17 protein-coding genes, 1 tRNA gene and 1 pseudogene are annotated in these 15,000 nt (G+C 68.6%); 12 read left to right on the top strand and 7 right to left on the bottom strand.

Annotated features, from left to right (window positions below):
* Window positions 1–3: 3 nt before the first annotated feature.
* Window positions 4–609 (top strand): 5-formyltetrahydrofolate cyclo-ligase, encoded by a 606-nt coding sequence (locus VNJ48_RS17835; RefSeq protein ID WP_325604563.1) that lies wholly within the window; start codon window positions 4–6, stop codon window positions 607–609.
* Here the strand turns inward: VNJ48_RS17835 and VNJ48_RS17830 are convergent.
* Both VNJ48_RS17830 and VNJ48_RS17825 read right to left on the bottom strand, forming a co-directional pair.
* Entirely contained in the window at window positions 599–1,315 is a 717-nt protein-coding gene (locus VNJ48_RS17830) for an AIM24 family protein (protein WP_325604559.1), read from the bottom strand. The two genes, VNJ48_RS17835 and VNJ48_RS17830, sit on opposite strands and share 11 nt — an antisense overlap.
* 16 nt (window positions 1,316–1,331) lie before the next feature.
* Complete coding sequence (locus VNJ48_RS17825) at window positions 1,332–3,941, bottom strand: penicillin acylase family protein (RefSeq protein WP_325604557.1); 2,610 nt, start codon at window positions 3,939–3,941, stop codon at window positions 1,332–1,334.
* Between VNJ48_RS17825 and VNJ48_RS17820 the strand changes: the two are divergent.
* A pseudogene (locus tag VNJ48_RS17820) lies at window positions 3,940–4,140 on the top strand (FmdB family zinc ribbon protein); the annotation flags it as partial. The gene VNJ48_RS17825 and the pseudogene VNJ48_RS17820 overlap by 2 nt on opposite strands.
* A 62-nt stretch (window positions 4,141–4,202) precedes the next feature.
* Here VNJ48_RS17820 and VNJ48_RS17815 read toward each other — a convergent pair.
* Entirely contained in the window at window positions 4,203–4,403 is a 201-nt protein-coding gene (locus tag VNJ48_RS17815; protein WP_325604677.1) for a hypothetical protein, read from the bottom strand.
* A gap of 81 nt (window positions 4,404–4,484) precedes the next feature.
* On the opposite strand from VNJ48_RS17815, the gene VNJ48_RS17810 reads away from it, so the two are divergent.
* Both VNJ48_RS17810 and VNJ48_RS17805 read left to right on the top strand, forming a co-directional pair.
* Window positions 4,485–5,108 (top strand): SAF domain-containing protein, encoded by a 624-nt coding sequence (locus tag VNJ48_RS17810; protein ID WP_325604555.1) that lies wholly within the window; start codon window positions 4,485–4,487, stop codon window positions 5,106–5,108.
* 10 nt (window positions 5,109–5,118) lie between these two features.
* Complete coding sequence (locus VNJ48_RS17805) at window positions 5,119–5,463, top strand: MscL family protein (RefSeq protein WP_325604552.1); 345 nt, start codon at window positions 5,119–5,121, stop codon at window positions 5,461–5,463.
* A gap of 19 nt (window positions 5,464–5,482) precedes the next feature.
* Here VNJ48_RS17805 and VNJ48_RS17800 read toward each other — a convergent pair whose 3' ends face one another.
* The 3 genes from VNJ48_RS17800 to VNJ48_RS17790 all read right to left on the bottom strand — a co-directional run bounded on the left by VNJ48_RS17800 (window position 5,483) and on the right by VNJ48_RS17790 (window position 8,238).
* Complete coding sequence (locus VNJ48_RS17800; protein WP_325604550.1) at window positions 5,483–6,700, bottom strand: LCP family protein; 1,218 nt, start codon at window positions 6,698–6,700, stop codon at window positions 5,483–5,485.
* A 96-nt stretch (window positions 6,701–6,796) separates the two neighbouring features.
* Entirely contained in the window at window positions 6,797–6,988 is a 192-nt protein-coding gene (locus tag VNJ48_RS17795; RefSeq protein WP_325604548.1) for a hypothetical protein, read from the bottom strand.
* Entirely contained in the window at window positions 6,985–8,238 is a 1,254-nt protein-coding gene (locus VNJ48_RS17790) for an LCP family protein (protein ID WP_325604546.1), read from the bottom strand. Before VNJ48_RS17790 ends, VNJ48_RS17795 begins: the two co-directional genes overlap by 4 nt.
* Window positions 8,239–8,410: 172 nt before the next feature.
* Here VNJ48_RS17790 and VNJ48_RS17785 point away from each other — a divergent pair, with 172 nt between their 5' ends.
* Window positions 8,411–9,940, top strand: a complete 1,530-nt coding sequence (locus tag VNJ48_RS17785; protein ID WP_325604544.1) for a sulfatase-like hydrolase/transferase — start codon at window positions 8,411–8,413, stop codon at window positions 9,938–9,940.
* Here VNJ48_RS17785 and VNJ48_RS17780 read toward each other — a convergent pair.
* The gene (locus VNJ48_RS17780) at window positions 9,937–10,566 is read right to left on the bottom strand and encodes a DUF305 domain-containing protein (protein WP_325604543.1); all 630 of its coding nucleotides are present in this window, start codon (window positions 10,564–10,566) and stop codon (window positions 9,937–9,939) included. The genes VNJ48_RS17785 and VNJ48_RS17780 overlap by 4 nt on opposite strands.
* A 103-nt stretch (window positions 10,567–10,669) precedes the next feature.
* Between VNJ48_RS17780 and VNJ48_RS17775 the strand changes: the two genes are divergently transcribed.
* From VNJ48_RS17775 to VNJ48_RS17745, 7 genes are all read left to right on the top strand, one after another.
* Window positions 10,670–11,320: a DUF4396 domain-containing protein gene (locus VNJ48_RS17775; protein WP_325604541.1), complete on the top strand. Its 651-nt coding sequence runs from the start codon at window positions 10,670–10,672 to the stop codon at window positions 11,318–11,320.
* 80 nt (window positions 11,321–11,400) lie between these two features.
* Complete coding sequence (locus VNJ48_RS17770) at window positions 11,401–12,144, top strand: MIP/aquaporin family protein (RefSeq protein ID WP_325604539.1); 744 nt, start codon at window positions 11,401–11,403, stop codon at window positions 12,142–12,144.
* Entirely contained in the window at window positions 12,137–12,538 is a 402-nt protein-coding gene (locus VNJ48_RS17765) for a hypothetical protein (protein ID WP_325604537.1), read from the top strand. The genes VNJ48_RS17770 and VNJ48_RS17765 overlap by 8 nt, the downstream gene beginning before the upstream one ends.
* Before the next feature lie 32 nt (window positions 12,539–12,570).
* A complete protein-coding gene (locus tag VNJ48_RS17760) occupies window positions 12,571–13,020 on the top strand; it encodes a hypothetical protein (RefSeq protein WP_325604535.1) in 450 nt (149 codons plus the stop codon).
* Between the two features lie 135 nt (window positions 13,021–13,155).
* Window positions 13,156–13,842 (top strand): DUF4396 domain-containing protein, encoded by a 687-nt coding sequence (locus VNJ48_RS17755; RefSeq protein ID WP_325604533.1) that lies wholly within the window; start codon window positions 13,156–13,158, stop codon window positions 13,840–13,842.
* A 92-nt stretch (window positions 13,843–13,934) separates the two neighbouring features.
* The gene (locus tag VNJ48_RS17750; protein WP_325604531.1) at window positions 13,935–14,828 is read left to right on the top strand and encodes a F510_1955 family glycosylhydrolase; all 894 of its coding nucleotides are present in this window, start codon (window positions 13,935–13,937) and stop codon (window positions 14,826–14,828) included.
* Window positions 14,829–14,913: 85 nt separating this feature from the next.
* A tRNA-Arg gene (locus VNJ48_RS17745) sits at window positions 14,914–14,989 on the top strand.
* Window positions 14,990–15,000 lie beyond the last annotated feature (11 nt).

Raw genomic sequence — 15,000 nt, 5'->3', positions numbered from 1 at the left:
TGCGTGTCAGCACCAGCCGAGCCCCCCGTGCCGTCGCGCGCGAGCCCCGCCAACGTCGCCAAGCTCTCCCTGCGAGACCAGGTCCTGGCCGCCCGTCGGCGCCGACCACTGGTCGAGTCGGCGGCGGCCGCAGAGGCGATCGCCGAGCACGTGCTGGCGTGGGACGTCGTACGCCGAGCAGGCACCGTGGCTGCCTACGTCGCCGTCGGGCGGGAGCCCGGGACGACGCGCCTGCTGGAGGAGCTCACCCGCACGGGCAAGCGGGTGCTGCTTCCCGTGCTGCGGCCCGACAACGACCTCGACTGGGTGGCCTTCACCGGCCAGCTCGTGCCTGCAGCCCGGGGACTGCTCGAGCCGGTGGGCCCGCGACTCGGGGTGTCGACCATCGCGGACGCCGACGTCGTGCTGGTGCCCGGGCTGGCCGCCTCGAGCGAAGGCGACCGACTCGGGCGCGGCGGCGGTTCCTACGACCGGGCGCTCGCCCGCGTCGGTGCCGGTGTGCCCGTCGCCGTACTGCTCCACGAGGACGAAACTGGACTGGACGTGCCGTCTGAGCCCCATGACCGCCGGGTGACGCACGTGGTCACCCCCGCGGGCATCACCCCTTGAGCAGGTCTCCGATGAGGCCGCCGCCCCCACCGCCACCGCTGGAGCCAGACGCGGGAGCGACCCACTCGTAGGGCTGGACGACGACGAAGCCGGGGCCGTGGAAGGAATACTGGAAGGCCTCGCCCGACCCTCCGCGCAGCATCGACTTCATGTTCATGCTCGACACGACGTTGGGGACCAGCGTGGACGACCAGGCGACCGCGGCCTGCACGTCCACGAAGGTGGGCTGCTGCGAGCAGTCGAGGAGGACCGGCTTGCCGACCGTGCAGAGCGCAACGGTGCCGGTGCCGCGGACGGTGGTGTTGAACAGGCCGCCGGCCATCATCCCGGCGCCCCGCACCCGGTTGATGTCCCACTCCATGGCAGCGTCGAAGGCCAGCAGGTTGCGCCCGTTGACCGAGATCCCGTCGCCCTCGAGCGTGACCAGGTGGACGTTGCCGGCCTCCTGGGCGAAGAAGACCTCGCCCTGGCCCGAGACCCGCATCAGCGGGATGTCCTCGCTGGAGACGACCTTCTTGATCAGCTTGGCCATCGAGCCGGACTTCTCGTGGTCGAAGCGCACCTGACCCTGGAAGGCCACCATCCCGCCCTTGACCGCCAGCACGTCAGGGCCCAGCGAGACCCGCAGCATGTGGCTGTTCTGGAGGGCAAACCGCTGCCCGTCGTGGATCTCGAGGTTGTCGGCGGCAAACAGTTCGCTCTTCATGCGGTCAATGTAGCGATCACTCGTCGTCGGCGGGAGTGAGCACCAAGGTGTCCTCCCCGGCTTCGACGACGGCGTCTCGCGAGAACGCCCACGGGAGGTAGTCGCCGTCGACGAAGAGCTCGGTCTGGTCGCCATAGTGCGAGGACCCGGGGTGTCCTGAGACGCCGGTGAGGTTGATGTAGCGGGACCGGTCGAAGTCGGCCAGCGAGACCACCATGCGCATCGACGGGGCCGCGGTGACGCCGTATCCCTGGGCGGCGTCCCAGCTCGTCGCGTCGACGATGCCCGAGCCGCCACCGACGCGGTGGCCGTTGCGGTTGAAGAGCCACTCGAGGGGTCCGACGCCCGACTCTCCGAGACTCGAGTGGCGCAGGTCCATCTGGTGCAGGTCGCCCCAGCTCCAGTCGTCCGGTTGGAGAGCCTGCCGCTGGGTCAGCTCGTCGCGGGCGTCGAGCAGGGCCTGGCGCAGGATGTCGTCGCGCGACTCCACGACGTCCTCGGTGGTCCTGTCGTCCCACCACGGGCTCCTCGGGTCGCGCAGCAGCTGGGTGACGACGGCGAACCAACGGTCCCCGCCGTTGGGCCAGACCTCCTCGGGCAGGGTGTTGTGGAAGGTCAGGCGGAGCAGGTTGCTCCACACGACGTTGTAGTAGGCCGCTGCGGCGCTGTCTGCGGGCTGCGTGAAGTCCCAGCTCGCCAACAGCTCCTGGCCGTCGTCGTAGTAGTCGGACCCGAGATCCTCGATGTCGAGCAGATAAGGAACCAACGTCGCCGCCATGGGGTTGGCGTTGTCGAGCTGGAGGCTCGTCATCTCCGCGACCGAGAGCTCCCCCTCCTCCTCGAGGAGCTGACGGATCCTCGTGGCGCGATAGCCGTAGTCCCAGTCGCGGGTCAGGAAGTAGGGGTACTCCTCGCCGATGACCGCCTGGTTGGCCGTCACGATGAAGCCGTCCTCGGGGTCGAGGACGTTGGGCAGGCCGTCGAAGGGGATGTAGTCGCCGGTCCAGTCATTGGCCGAGAGCCAGCCCTCGGCCGGGGTCTCCCCGGTGTTGCCGGACTTGCGGATGGGGACCAGTCCCGGTGCCTGATATCCGATGTGGCCCTCGCGGTCGGCGTACACCATGTTCTGGGCTGGTACGGCGAAGTCGCTGGCCGCAGCCCGGAACTCGTCCCAGTTGCTGGCGCGGTTGAGGGCGAGGACGGCGTCCGCGGTGGTGGTGGGCTGCAGCGCGGTCCACTGGAGCGAGACTGCATATTCGTCGTCCCCCGACGCGGTGGTCTCGGTGGTCGCAGCGTTGTCACCGATGGTCGTGAGCTCGTCGCTCACGTCACTGAGGAGGGGACCGTGCCCGGTCTCGCGGATCTCGAGGGTGACGTCGTCGCCGCCTCGCACCTTGATCGTCTCGGTGCGCAGCTCGAGCGGGATCTCCTCGCCGTCCTGGATCCAGCTCGTCCCCCGGATCTGCTCGAGATACAGGTCGGTGACGTCGGGGCTGAGGTTGGTGAAGCCCCACGCGATGTCGGCGTTGTGCCCGATGATCACCCCCGGGACACCGGCGAAGGTGAAGCCCGAGGACTCGAGCGTGCAGTCGGAGCTGAGCTCTCGGCAATGCAGACCCATCTGCATCCAGATGCCGGGTTGGCTGGTCCCCAGGTGCGGATCGTTGGCGAGCAGCGGGAGACCGGTCGCACTGTGCTCCCCGTCGACCACCCAGGAGTTGGAGCCGATCCCGTCCCCTCGACCGAGCAGGTCGGGCATGCGGTCCAGCCCGGCGCGCAGGTCGGTGAGGGCACGCACGATGTCGTCGTTGACTGCCGGTCGCCGGGGGTTGCGGGTCGCGTTGCCGGACGCGTTCTGCTCGAAGACGCCGTCCACCACGCCGCCTGCGTCGACGATGGGCGCATGCGCTCCGGCGTCATAGGGGGGATAGAGCTCGGCGACCCGTTCTGGCGGATTGTCGAGCCCGGCGAGGACGCGGTCGATCTCGTCCTCCATGTTGCCCCTGAGGTCCCACGCCATCGCCTTGAGCCAGGCCAACGAGTCCGCCGGCTCCCACGGTTCGGGCTCGTAGTCGAGCCCACTGAGCCCCAGGATCGTGTATTCCACGGCGATCTCGTTTGGCTCGTTCTGCTCGAGGTAGGCGTTGACCCCCTCGGCGTATGCGCTCAGTGCGTCACGCGTCGAGGTGTCGAGGAGCGCCCACTCCTCCTCGGCCACCCGACGCCAGCCCATGGTCCGGATGTATTTGTCGGTCTCGATCACCTCTTCGCCGAACAGCTCCGAGAGCCGCCCCGCGGTGACATGACGACGAAAGTCCATCTCGAAGAAGCGGTCCTGGGCGGCGACGAAGCCCTGGGCGCGCATGAGGTCGTCGTCAGTGTCCGCGTAGATCTGCGGGATGCCGTAGGCGTCGCGGATGACCTCCACCTCCGCGTCGAGCCCAGCGAGCTCGAGCTCGCCGTCGGTGTCGGGCACCGGTCGGCGTACGAGCGCTGCAGCGGTTGCGAGGAGCAGCACCAGAAGCAGGACCAAGGCGGCGGCGACGTAGGTGGACCACCGCAGGCCGCGGGGCGCACGGCGCAGCAGCGCGCGGAGCGACGGGGCGGAGGCGGGCTGCTCGTTCATGTCATCAGCATTGTGCCGTACCCTTGGCAGTCGATCGGGTGGAGTGCCAGCGAGTCGCGGGCCCGCCGGATCTCGTTGTCGACTGCATAGCCCCAAGGGTGCCCACATGCCTACTTACCAATACGCCTGCACCGAGTGCCCCCACGCCTTCGATCAGGTCCAGAGCTTCAGCGACGACTCGCTGACCGTGTGTCCTGAGTGCCAGGGCCGACTGCGCAAGGTCTTCAACGCGGTGGGTGTGGTGTTCAAGGGATCCGGCTTCTACCGCACGGACAGCCGCTCCGCTGACTCGTCGAGCTCGTCGACCTCGGACTCCCCCAAGAAGGAGTCCAAGTCCGACTCGAGGTCCGACTCGAAGTCCGAGTCGACGTCTGGGTCCTCCGCGGACTCGTCCAGTGCTTCCACGGCCGCGTCCGCGTCCGCGCCCGCCAAGACCTCGGGCTCGAGCCAGTCGTCGTCCACAGGTGCCTCGTCGAGCTGAGCTGGACCCCCGGCTGGGGACGACGGTGAGCCCGGGCGCATCCCGAGCCCTAGCGTCACCGGATGCGCACACCTCCTGCCGTACGCCGCAAGGCGCGTGCCCTTCGCCGGCTCGTCCTGGCTCGGCGTCGACCGCTCGCGGCGCTGCTCGTCGCGCTGGCAGTCTTCGCCGGGCTTCGCGCGACCGTCGGTCCTGCTCCCCCGACGGTCCAGGTGCCGGTGGCCGCCGCCGACCTCTCAGCCGGCGACCGGGTCGCGCCCGAGGACGTGTCGATGGTGGCCTGGCCGGAGGCGCTGGCGCCGGTCGGGCTGGGAAGCTCACCGGTCGACCGGGTGCTTGCAGCACCGGTGCGCCAGGGGGAGGCGATCACCGATGTGCGCGTCGTGGGCGCTGAGCTGGCCGAGGCCCATCCGGAGCTGACGGTGATGCCGCTGCGGCTCCCGGACCCGGCAGTGGTGGAGCTCCTCGAGGCAGGCGACCGGATCGACCTCAGCGCCGTCGACCCCGAGACCGGGGAGAGCGACGAGCTGGCTCACGACGTCCTGGTGCTGGCGATCCCGCCTCCCGGTGCGGCCGACTCGAGCCTCACGGGGCGGTTGATCGTCGCCGGCATCGATCCTGCCAGCGCCGAGACGGTCGCGGTCGCCTCGCTGAGGGATTTCCTGACCGTGGCCTACACCCGCTAGCGTCGAAGCCGTGACTGGCTTCAAGAACTTCCTGCTCCGGGGCAATCTCGTCGAGCTCGCCGTCGCGTTCATCATCGCCGGGGCCTTCGCCTCCGTGGTCACTGCCTTCACCGCGTGGCTGACCAGCCTGCTGCCGGGCACCGGCAATCTCTTCGCCGACGCAGAGCTCGGCGACCTCGGTTTCTTCCTCAACGCCTTGATCGCCTTCATTGTGCTGTCGGCAGTCGTCTACTTCGCCGTCGTCGTTCCCTACACGAAGGCGAAGGAACGTTTCTTCCCCACCGAGGCGGAGGGCACCCCGGCCGACATCGCGCTGCTCGAGGAGATCCGCGACCTGTTGCGGGCCCGCGGCTGACCGGACGGGCCAACTCAGGTCACGCGCACAGACCGTTGGCCTCGGCTTCCGCCTCGGCCTCCTCGGTCTCCTCGGGAGTGAGGGTCTCGGTCTCGGTGGGAGTCGGCGTCGGTGTCGGGGACTCCGTTGCCGACTCGCTCGGGGACGCCGACGGGGACGGCGTCTCGGGCCCGGGAGCCTCGGCCGCCTTGACCGCCGTGTCCGTCTGGCGCGACGACAGGGGCTCGTCGGCGATGATCTTCTTCCACAGCTGCTCTGCCTCCGGACGCCACAGCACGCGGTAGTTGGGCGTGTACTCCCACGGCACGGTGACGAACTGGACCTTGTCGAGGCCGATGTCCTGCAGCTGGAGGCCGAGGCCGGCCAGGTCGCGGACGCTCTCGAAGTCGGTTTTGAGCGACTTCGTGACCGCGCTGAGGAACCTCACCAGGCGATCGGGGCGGGCCAGGGTCTCGGCGGACGCGACCTTCTTGATCATCGCTGCCATGAAGGTCTGCTGACGCTTGATGCGACCCAGATCGGACTCGTTGCCCACCGAGGAGCGGACTCGCACGTAGTCGAGTGCCTCGTCGCCGCGGATCTCCCGCTCCCCAGCGTCAATGTTGATCCCGGTCTTGGGGTCCTCGATGTCCTTGGGGATGCAGACCGGGACGCCGCCGACCGCGTCGACCATGTCCTTGAAGCCGTTGAAGTCAACGACGACGTAGTTGTCGATGCGGACGCCGGTGGTGGCCTCGACCTGGCGGATCGTGCAGGCGGGCCCGCCCAGCGCAAAGGCGTCGTTCCACATCTCGGACTCGGCGCCGCTGATTTCGTCGTCCTCACCGCAATCGGGACGGGTCACCAGCGAGTCGCGCGGGATCGAGATGCCGTAGGCCCGCTCGCGGTCGGCCGAGAGGTGGAGGAGGACCGTGGTGTCGGAGCGAGCGCCATTGTCCGGGTCCTCGGCGTCGATGCCGTTGCCCTCGCCCTCGCGGGTGTCCGAGCCCATCACCAGGATGTTGAGGTCGCCCTCCGGACCCGTGCGCTGAGGGCGCTCCTCCTCGGGGCCGAGCGCTGGCGTGAGGTCTTCGACGTTCAGGTTGCCGTTCAGGTGGCGGACGAGGAACACGACTCCGAGAGCGGTCACCATCGCCAGCACGACGGAGCTGATCAGGACGACTTTCGCGACGGTGTGCTTGCGCGGGGCCCCGGTCTTGCGCTTCGGCGCGGGCGCGTCGGAACTGGCGCTCGCCACACCTGACACGACCAGTTCCCAGCCTTCGCCATCGGACGCCCCGGGCGGGCGACACCTCGCAACCTACGCGAACTGACCAAGGCGCGGCGAGCAGGCTCAACCGTGGTGCGGCGGGACCTGGTCGCGGTACCACTCGTCGCCCTTGCCGGAACCGTCCGGCGAGGCGGGTGGACGGTCGTCGCTGGTCTGCTCCGGCAGGACGTCACCGAAGACGGCGGCGAGTCGCTTGCGGCGTACCCACTCGGGCTCGGGCTGCTGGTCCGACGTCGCGTCGTCAGCAGCGGTCATGCGCACACCCCGGGGACGGGATCCGGGGTCGGTTCCTCGCTCGGGGTCGGTTCCTCGCTCGGTGTCGCCGGCTCGGACTCGGTCGGGGTCTCCGAGGGGGTGGTGGGCTCCGGCACGGGAGGCTCGGTGCCGGGATCGGGCTCCGACTCGTTGGAGCTTGCCGGAGGCTTGGCCGTGATCGCGTCGCCGAGCAACGGCTTCGGAAGCGGCTTGTCCTCGTTGAGCAGCTGCCACATGGTGTCGGCCCGCTCTGTCAAGAAGACGCTGCCCTTGAACTCGGAGTCGAGGGGGAAGTACTCAGTCGGGGCCGTCACGAACTTGACGTTCTCCAGGCCGACGTTCTGCAGCTGCATGGCGATCTTGCCGATCCGGGTCACCGACCCCAGTCCGTCGTCGGTGGTCAGGGACTGGGTGGCTGCGTCGAGGAAGCCCACCACGCGGTCGAGGCGGGTCAGGGTGCCGGCCGACTTGACCTTGCGGACCAGCGCCGCGATGAACGTCTGCTGGCGCTTGATGCGGCTGATGTCGTTCTGCTGGATGACCTCGCCGACATACCGGGCCCGGACGTAGTCCAGGGCCTCGTCCCCGCTCAGGACGGAGGGGTCGCCCGCCGGCACGAAGATGCCGTGCTTCGGGTCGTCGATGTCTTCGGGGACGCACACCGGCACGCCGTCGACGGCGTCGACCATGTCGCCGAACCCGTTGAAGTCCACCACCACGAAGTGCTCGACGCGGATGTCGGTGGTGCTCTCGACCTGCGCCACGGTGCACAGCGGACCGCCGACGCCGTAGGCAGCGTTCCACTTGACATCGGTGGCGGCCGGACTGTCCCCGCAGGCGGGGCGATCAACGATCGAGTCCCGGGGGATGGAGACGGCGTAGGCGCGCTTCCGGTCAGCCGAGAGGTGGACCAGGATGGTGGTGTCGGAGCCACCACCAGACTCGTCGTCACCGACGACGTCGCAGCCTTCGCAGTCCCGGTTGTCGTCGCCCATGACCAGGATGTCGAGGGGCTCTCCGTTGCCCCTGTAGACCTCCTCGGGGCGGTCCTCGCCGAGGGCCTCCTCCATGTCGAAGGAGGTGATGTTGCCGTTGAGGTGACGGACGAGGAACACGACGCCGAGGGCCGTCACCAGCGCGAGCACGAGGGAGCTGGTCAGGATCACCCGACCAACCGTGTGCTTGCGCGGGACCTTGGCCTTGCGCTTCGGCGCAGGCGCACCGGGGTTGGCGCTCGACACACCTGTCACGACCAGTTCCCAGCCTTCGTCATCGGACGCCCCAGGCGGGCGACGCCTCGCAACCTATGCGAACTGACCAAATATCCACCCAAGCCGGGCCGGGGACAAATTCCTCGCCCTCATGCGTGATGAGGAAGGATGGGGGCGCTCCCCCGCCCCTGGCAACCAAAGGTCCTGCTCCGTGCCCCACACCCTGCGCCTGACCGTGACCGCGCTCGTCGGTCTCGTCGTGCTTGCCGTGGTGGGAGCGCAGGCGGTCAGCGTGGAGCCCGCCGCGACACCCAGCACGGTCGTCCGGACCTCGGAGACGACCCGGCTGCCGGCACCCGACGCGCCCAACGTCGTGGTGTTCCTGACCGACGACATGCGCAAGGACGACCTCGGCTACCTCCCCCACGTGCGCAACCTGCTGATGAAGCGGGGCATGACGTTCACCGAGGCGCAGTCACCGCATCCGCTGTGCTGTCCGGCCCGGGCCGCGCTCCTCTCGGGGCAGTACGCACAGAACAACGGCGTGCACCACAACTCCGGCGCGTACGGCGGCTGGGAGTCGTTCGACCCGTCGTCGACCATCGCCACCTGGGCCGAGGACGCCGGCTATGCGACGGCGATCCACGGCAAGCACCTCAACCACTTCGACGCCGACGCGCCGGCGGACCCGGGCTGGACGAACTTCGACATCCTGCTGGAGCCCGCGACCGATTTCGAGAACTTCACGTTCTTCGACGGCGACTCCTTCAACGACGACTACGTCACCACGCGACTCGACGAACGGACCGTCGCCGACATCGACACGTGGGCCGGTCGTCGCCCGTTCATGATCTTCGCCAACCACGTCGCGCCGCACATCTGGTTCCCCGAGTCGGCCAAGGGAGACGGTGACGGCGACCGGGGTGGACGCCTCCCACCGGCCGAGGCGGCGTACGCCCATGCGCTGAAGGGGATCACGCCCAGGGCCTTCAAGGACCCCGCCTTCAATGAGGCCGACATGCGCGACAAGGAGTCGATCGTCAGCGGCCGACCGAAGCTCGCGCCACGCCCGCTGAAGAGGCTGAACCTCGCCCGCATCCGCTCGCTGCTCTCCGTCGACGAGGCCGTGGCGCACACGGTTGCCGCCCTCGAGCGCGCGGGCGAGCTGGAGGAGACCTACATCGTCCTCACCTCAGACAACGGCTACGCGCTCGGCGAGCACCGCTTCACCGGCAAGGACCGCCTCTCCGACGAGATCCTCGACGTGCCGCTGGTGATCCGTGGCCCCGGCATCCCGGCCGGCACCCGCTCCGCCCGGACCGTGTCGCTCATCGACCTCACCGCGACGCTCGCGCAGCTGATGTCGCTGACGCCGACCATGACCATCGACGGCGAGCACTTCGTCCCGACCCTGCGCGACCCGGAGGCGGTCGGCCTCCGCGACACGATGCTGATCCAGACCGGCGCGAAGGACCCGAGCGCCCGCTTCCCCGGCTGGGCCTACCGCGGCGTGCTGACACAGCGCTACTCCTACGCGCGGCGCATCAACAACGGGCCCACGGCCGGGTTCCTCTACGACCGCCGCCAGGATCCCCACGAGCTGGCAAACCTGCTGTCCGATGAGCGCTATCGCGCCGTACGCCGCGAGCTCGAGCGCCGCTACCGTGTGCTGGCCGACTGTTCCGGCACCGCCTGCAACCGCGACTTCGGTCCGCTCCCGCGCCCCCGCCCAGCTCGCTAACCGAGCAGCTCCTCCATCGTCTCGATCTCGGCGCTCTGTGACTCGATGATGTCGTCGGCGAGCTCGACCGCCGCTTTGTACTGACCTTCGGACTGCTCAGCTTCAGCCATTTCGACTGCGCCTTCATGGTGTTCGACCATCATCTCCAGCCACATGGTCTGGAACTCGTCGTCGGAGGCGTCCTCGAGGGCTTGCATGTCGTCGGCGGTCATCATGCCGGGCATGTCGCCGTGGTCCATACCGTCCTCCGACTCGTCCATCTCGTCCATGTCGTGACCCGCGTTGGCGTGGTCGCGCATGGTTTCGGGGATCTCCTCGTCCCAGTCGGTGAGCCAGTCGGTGAACGTCTCGATCTCCGGCGCCTGGGCGGCCCGGATCTGCTCGGCCAGCCCCTGGACCTCCGGGTCGAGCGGACGCTCCAGGGTGAGGTCGACCATCGACAGGGCCTGGGCGTGGTGCTGGAGCATGTCCGAGGCGAACTCGACGTCGGCGTCGTTGTGCTCGGTGGCCGAGACCTCGGCACGACCCTCCGAGGTGTCGTCGTTGCCGCAGGCAACCGCGCTGAGGGCCAGCGTCATCGCCAGCGTGGTCGCGCCCAAGGCACGGGTGAACGTCTTGCGGGGCATGTGGTGCTCCCTTCCCTTTTCGAGATTACTTCGTAGGTGGGAATATACCCCCCAGGGGTATGCTTGTGCCAATGGAAGCGCCCACTCGTCACCGGAGGGACCCATGTCCAGCACCACGCACCAGCACCAGCACCAGCACCAGCACCAGCCACACATGAACGACTCGCGTTCGATGGCCCTGAGCGCCACCCTGCACTGCCTGACCGGCTGCGCCATCGGCGAGATCCTCGGACTGATGATCGGCACGGCCATCGGCTTGAGCACCGGATGGACCATCGCGCTGGCCGTCGGTCTGGCGTTCCTCTTCGGCTATGCCCTCTCCACGCTGCCGCTCCTGAAGGCCGGTCTCGGTCTCGGGTCCGCGCTTGCGGTGGTCTTCGCCGCCGACACGCTGTCCATCGCGACCATGGAGATCGTCGACAACTCCGTGATGGCCCTCATCCCGGGCGCGATGGACGCCGGGCTGGTCAACCCCGTCTTCTGGATCAGCATGATGATCGCCCTCACCGCCGCCTTCTTCGCTGCCTACCCCGTCAACCGCTACCTGCTGCAGAGGGGGAAGGGCCACGCGCTGACCCACGGCTATCACGGGGCAGCAGCTGCGACGGGGCTGCGGCGGTTCATCCCGACGTTGGCCACCGCGACCCTGGTGGCTGCGATCACCGCGTTCATGCTGGGCGGGCTGATCGTCTCGATCGCGGCCGAGCTCGGCGACGACTCGGCAGCCAGCCAGCCAGGCAGTCACTCGACCTGAGGGTGCGGACGGTCTGGACAGACGCCGACTGTTGCGGCGCCCGACACCGTGCGGACACCCCCATCCACTACATTCCGCCCGTGGACACCCCTGGCAGCGGCGATCGATACACCGTGTGGCGCAAAGCATTCGCAGAGTTCCTCGGCAGCGCCCTGCTCGTCGCCACCGTGGTCGGGTCCGGCATCGCCGCCCAGACACTCTCGCCTGACGATGTCGGACTCCAGCTGCTGGAGAACAGCATCGCGACCGGGGCGGTCCTGGTCGCGCTCATCCTCGCCCTCGGGCCGGTCTCGGCTGCGTTCAACCCCGTCGTCACCCTGGCGGAACGAGCCCTCGGTGCGGTCACCAACAGCGAAGCCGCCATCTTCATCACGGCGCAGGTCACCGGCGCCTGTCTGGGCAGCGTGCTGGCGAACCTCATGTTCGAGCTCGACGCCGTCACCATCTCCACCAAGGAACGGTCCGGCGGTGGCCTGTGGCTCGCTGAGGTCGTCGCCACCTTCGGCCTGCTGGTCGTCATCTTCGGTGTGGTCCGCTCCGGCCGCGACGCCTTGGTGCCCTTCGCCGTCGGCGGCTACATCGCCGCCGCCTACTGGTTCACCTCGTCGACGTCGTTCGCCAATCCCGCCGTCACCATCGCCCGCACCCTCACCGACACGTTCGCGGGCATCGACCCGACCTCCGTCCTCGCCTTCGTCGCCATGCAGCTCATCGGCGGCGCCCTGGCGGTCGGCGCGGTGCTGGCCCTGTATCCCCACGCCCGCGACGTGGCTGCCGACGTCGCAGACCTCAACCCCACCGAGAAGGACCGCACCCATGGCTAAGCCCGTCGTCCTGTACGCGTGTGTTCACAACGGGGGCCGCAGCCTCGCCGCCAAGGTCCTCACCGAGCACCATGCCCAAGGAGCGATCGACGTGCGCTCCGCGGGGTCAGAACCAGGCGACTCGCTCAACCCCCAGGTCGTCGCCGTCCTGGAGGAACGCGGCCTGTCCGTTGCTGGTGAAGCACCGAAGCTCCTGACACCCGAGACGGTCGAGACCTCCGACGTGGTCATCACCATGGGGTGCGGCGAACAGTGCCCCTACTTCCCCGGGAAGCGCTACGAGGACTGGGAGCTCGACGACCCCAAGGGCCAGGACCTCGACACCGTTCGACGCATCGTCGATGAGGTCGACGCGCGCGTCCAGGCTCTCGTTCGGCAACTGACAGCTCTCTGAAGATTCAACTAGGCCTCGGATACGATTCCCTCGTGTCCACCTCCGTCGCCACCAGGATTGCCAGCGCTTCGGCGCGCTCCCTGTGCGCCGGGGTCGCGCTGGCGATAGCCCTGATGTGCGCAGTCCTCGGGGTCGCAGCATCGACCACCCCGATGACCGGCATGCCCGGCATGGGCGAGGCGACTGTCGGAGCGATCGGCGCCCCACTCGCCGCGATGCCCATGGAGATGGGCGGTGATGGCGGTCCGACGATGGCGTCGATGTGCGAAAGCGCTTGCGTCACCGACATCAGCGGCGACTGCACCGTCGCCGCTGGGCTGGCAGTCACGGCCTTGTTGACGCTGTTCATGGCCACGCGCCGCGACACGTTCCTGAGTCTGCTTGCCCGTGTCGGTCCTCTGCTCCACGTCCGCCGACGACGGCGTGACCCCACACCTTGGACTGTGCCGTCCCTGTCCTCCTTGTGTGTGTTGAGGGTCTGACAGTCCGCTCAGAGTGTCCTTTCTGAGCCGACCCATTGCTGCGTGCGTCTGGCAAGCCACGCAGCCGATCAGCGCTCCTGGGCGCCGGTCACAGACCCCCACCCCTTCTCGCACAAAGGAACCCCCCCGATGGACATGACTATGGAATCCGCCGTCCCGGCCTGGCTCACCCCAGTTGCCTGGACCTTTCTGACGCTCTCGGTCCTGAGCGCCGCCTTCATCGCCGCCGACATCTACCTGGGTCGTCGCCGCCACACCAGCGTCGCCAACGAACTCGTGTGGATTGCCTCCGGGCTGTACCTCGGCCCGTTCGCCATCGCCTTCTACCTGAGCCGAGGACGCACCAGCACTAGTTCGGCCCCTGCTGGTGAATCCACCGGCAAGCCCGCCGACACGGCGGTTGCCTTGCTTCCCGGCGGCGGCGCGTCCGCTGTCGCGCACCTCGTCGCGGTGCCGTTCGTGGTCGCCGTCGGCTGGACCATCGCCGGTCTGGCGATGTGGCCCATGATCATCCTCATCGCGGTGCTCGTCGTCATCATGGTGGCGGTCTACGAACGGGTCGCCAGCAGCGAACCCCGCCCCGGGCACGCCCACAGGCTGTCGGTGGGGGCCGCGATTGGTGCCGCCGTCATCACCGTTGTGGCGTTCGACATCGGCATGGTCGGCTGGATGCTCCTGCTGCACTTCAACAACGCGATGCCGGCGGTCACTGAGAGCACCTTCTGGTTCCTCATGCAGCTGGGTGTCCTCGTCGGTCTGCTGACCGGCTACCCGGCGGTCAAGTGGCTCCTGAGCCGCAACCAGTCCGTCGTCCCAGCCTGACCACTGGGCCAGCCAACCACCGCAGTCCCGGAGTGCTGCCGCCCGCACGTGCGCGCGGCAGCACCCAGGGCAACCGGCCTGAAGGAGTCACCGTGTCCACGCCCCTCAGCACCCGCCTGCGTCCCGTGGGGTCCACGTACTTGCTCGTCGCTGCTGCCCTGGCGGCCGCGCTGTCCGGGTGCGGCGGGACCGACAGCCCCTCACCACCAGGAACACCGAGCTCAGCGGAGGCGACTGCGCTGGGACACGTGCACGGCCTCGGTGTGGACCCGGGCGACAACACCCTCTACGTCGCCTCCCACTACGGGGTCTTTCGGGTCACCGCCGACGGTGAACGCGAACGAGTGGCAGACCGGTGGCAAGACACGATGGGGTTCGCAGTCGTCGGACCGGGACACTTCCTCGGCTCCGGGCACCCCGACCTGAACGAAGAAGACCTCCCCTCCAGCCTCGGGCTCATCGAGTCCACCGACGGCGCAGAAACCTGGGATGCCGTCTCGCTGCTCGGCGACGCAGACCTGCACGCCATCGAACCCGTCGGCGACCGCATCTACGCCTACGACTCCCACACCGGCGCCCTCATCACCACCACGAACCGAGCCGACTGGGACACCATCGCCACCCTGCCGATCTACGACCTTGCCGCCAACCCCGACGACCCGGCAACCGTCTACGCCACCACCGACCGAGGTGTCCTCATCTCCTCGACCGACCAGGGTGAGCCGGTGGAGGTCTCCGGTGCGCCCACGTTGACCGGCATGGACTGGCAGTCCGACGGGCCGCTCGTCGGCGTGGCCCCGGACGGAGCAGTCATGGTGACCGACGACCCCACCACCGCTCAGTGGCGTCAGGTCGGCTCTCTCGACGGATTCGCCGAAGCGGTCGACGCCATCGCTGGCCGGTGGCATGCCGCCACCGCCACCGGCGTGTACGAGTCCGTCGACGACGGTGCGACGTGGCGACTCGTCGTCGCTCAGGACCACTAGATGGAGGGGCCAGGTTCGCCACCGCCCCGGCATGCTGACAAAATGACCCCGCCCACGGAAGTTCGACCGAACCTCCGCACGGCCCGCCCCAGTAGCTCAGTGGATAGAGCAGCCGCCTCCTAAGCGAAAGGTCGCAAGTTCGACTCTTGCCTGGGGCACCACCGAAGGACCC

This window comes from Nocardioides sp. (assembly GCF_035576065.1).
In the GTDB taxonomy this organism is placed as follows: domain Bacteria; phylum Actinomycetota; class Actinomycetes; order Propionibacteriales; family Nocardioidaceae; genus Nocardioides.
Note: the sequence above shows the minus strand (reverse complement) of the source record. Positions and strands in the feature narration are given on the sequence as shown.

Bases quoted from the DNA above. Each gene is read 5' to 3' on its own strand.
- VNJ48_RS17825 (WP_325604557.1), bottom strand. From the start codon at position 3,941: ATGAACGAGCAGCCCGCCTCCGCCCCGTCGCTCCGCGCGCTGCTGCGC.
- VNJ48_RS17795 (WP_325604548.1), bottom strand. From the start codon at position 6,988: ATGACCGCTGCTGACGACGCGACGTCGGACCAGCAGCCCGAGCCCGAG.
- VNJ48_RS17775 (WP_325604541.1), top strand. From the start codon at position 10,670: ATGTCCAGCACCACGCACCAGCACCAGCACCAGCACCAGCACCAGCCA.
- VNJ48_RS17780 (WP_325604543.1), bottom strand. From the start codon at position 10,566: ATGCCCCGCAAGACGTTCACCCGTGCCTTGGGCGCGACCACGCTGGCG.
- VNJ48_RS17810 (WP_325604555.1), top strand. From the start codon at position 4,485: ATGCGCACACCTCCTGCCGTACGCCGCAAGGCGCGTGCCCTTCGCCGG.
- VNJ48_RS17755 (WP_325604533.1), top strand. From the start codon at position 13,156: ATGACTATGGAATCCGCCGTCCCGGCCTGGCTCACCCCAGTTGCCTGG.
- VNJ48_RS17830 (WP_325604559.1), bottom strand. From the start codon at position 1,315: ATGAAGAGCGAACTGTTTGCCGCCGACAACCTCGAGATCCACGACGGG.
- VNJ48_RS17765 (WP_325604537.1), top strand. From the start codon at position 12,137: ATGGCTAAGCCCGTCGTCCTGTACGCGTGTGTTCACAACGGGGGCCGC.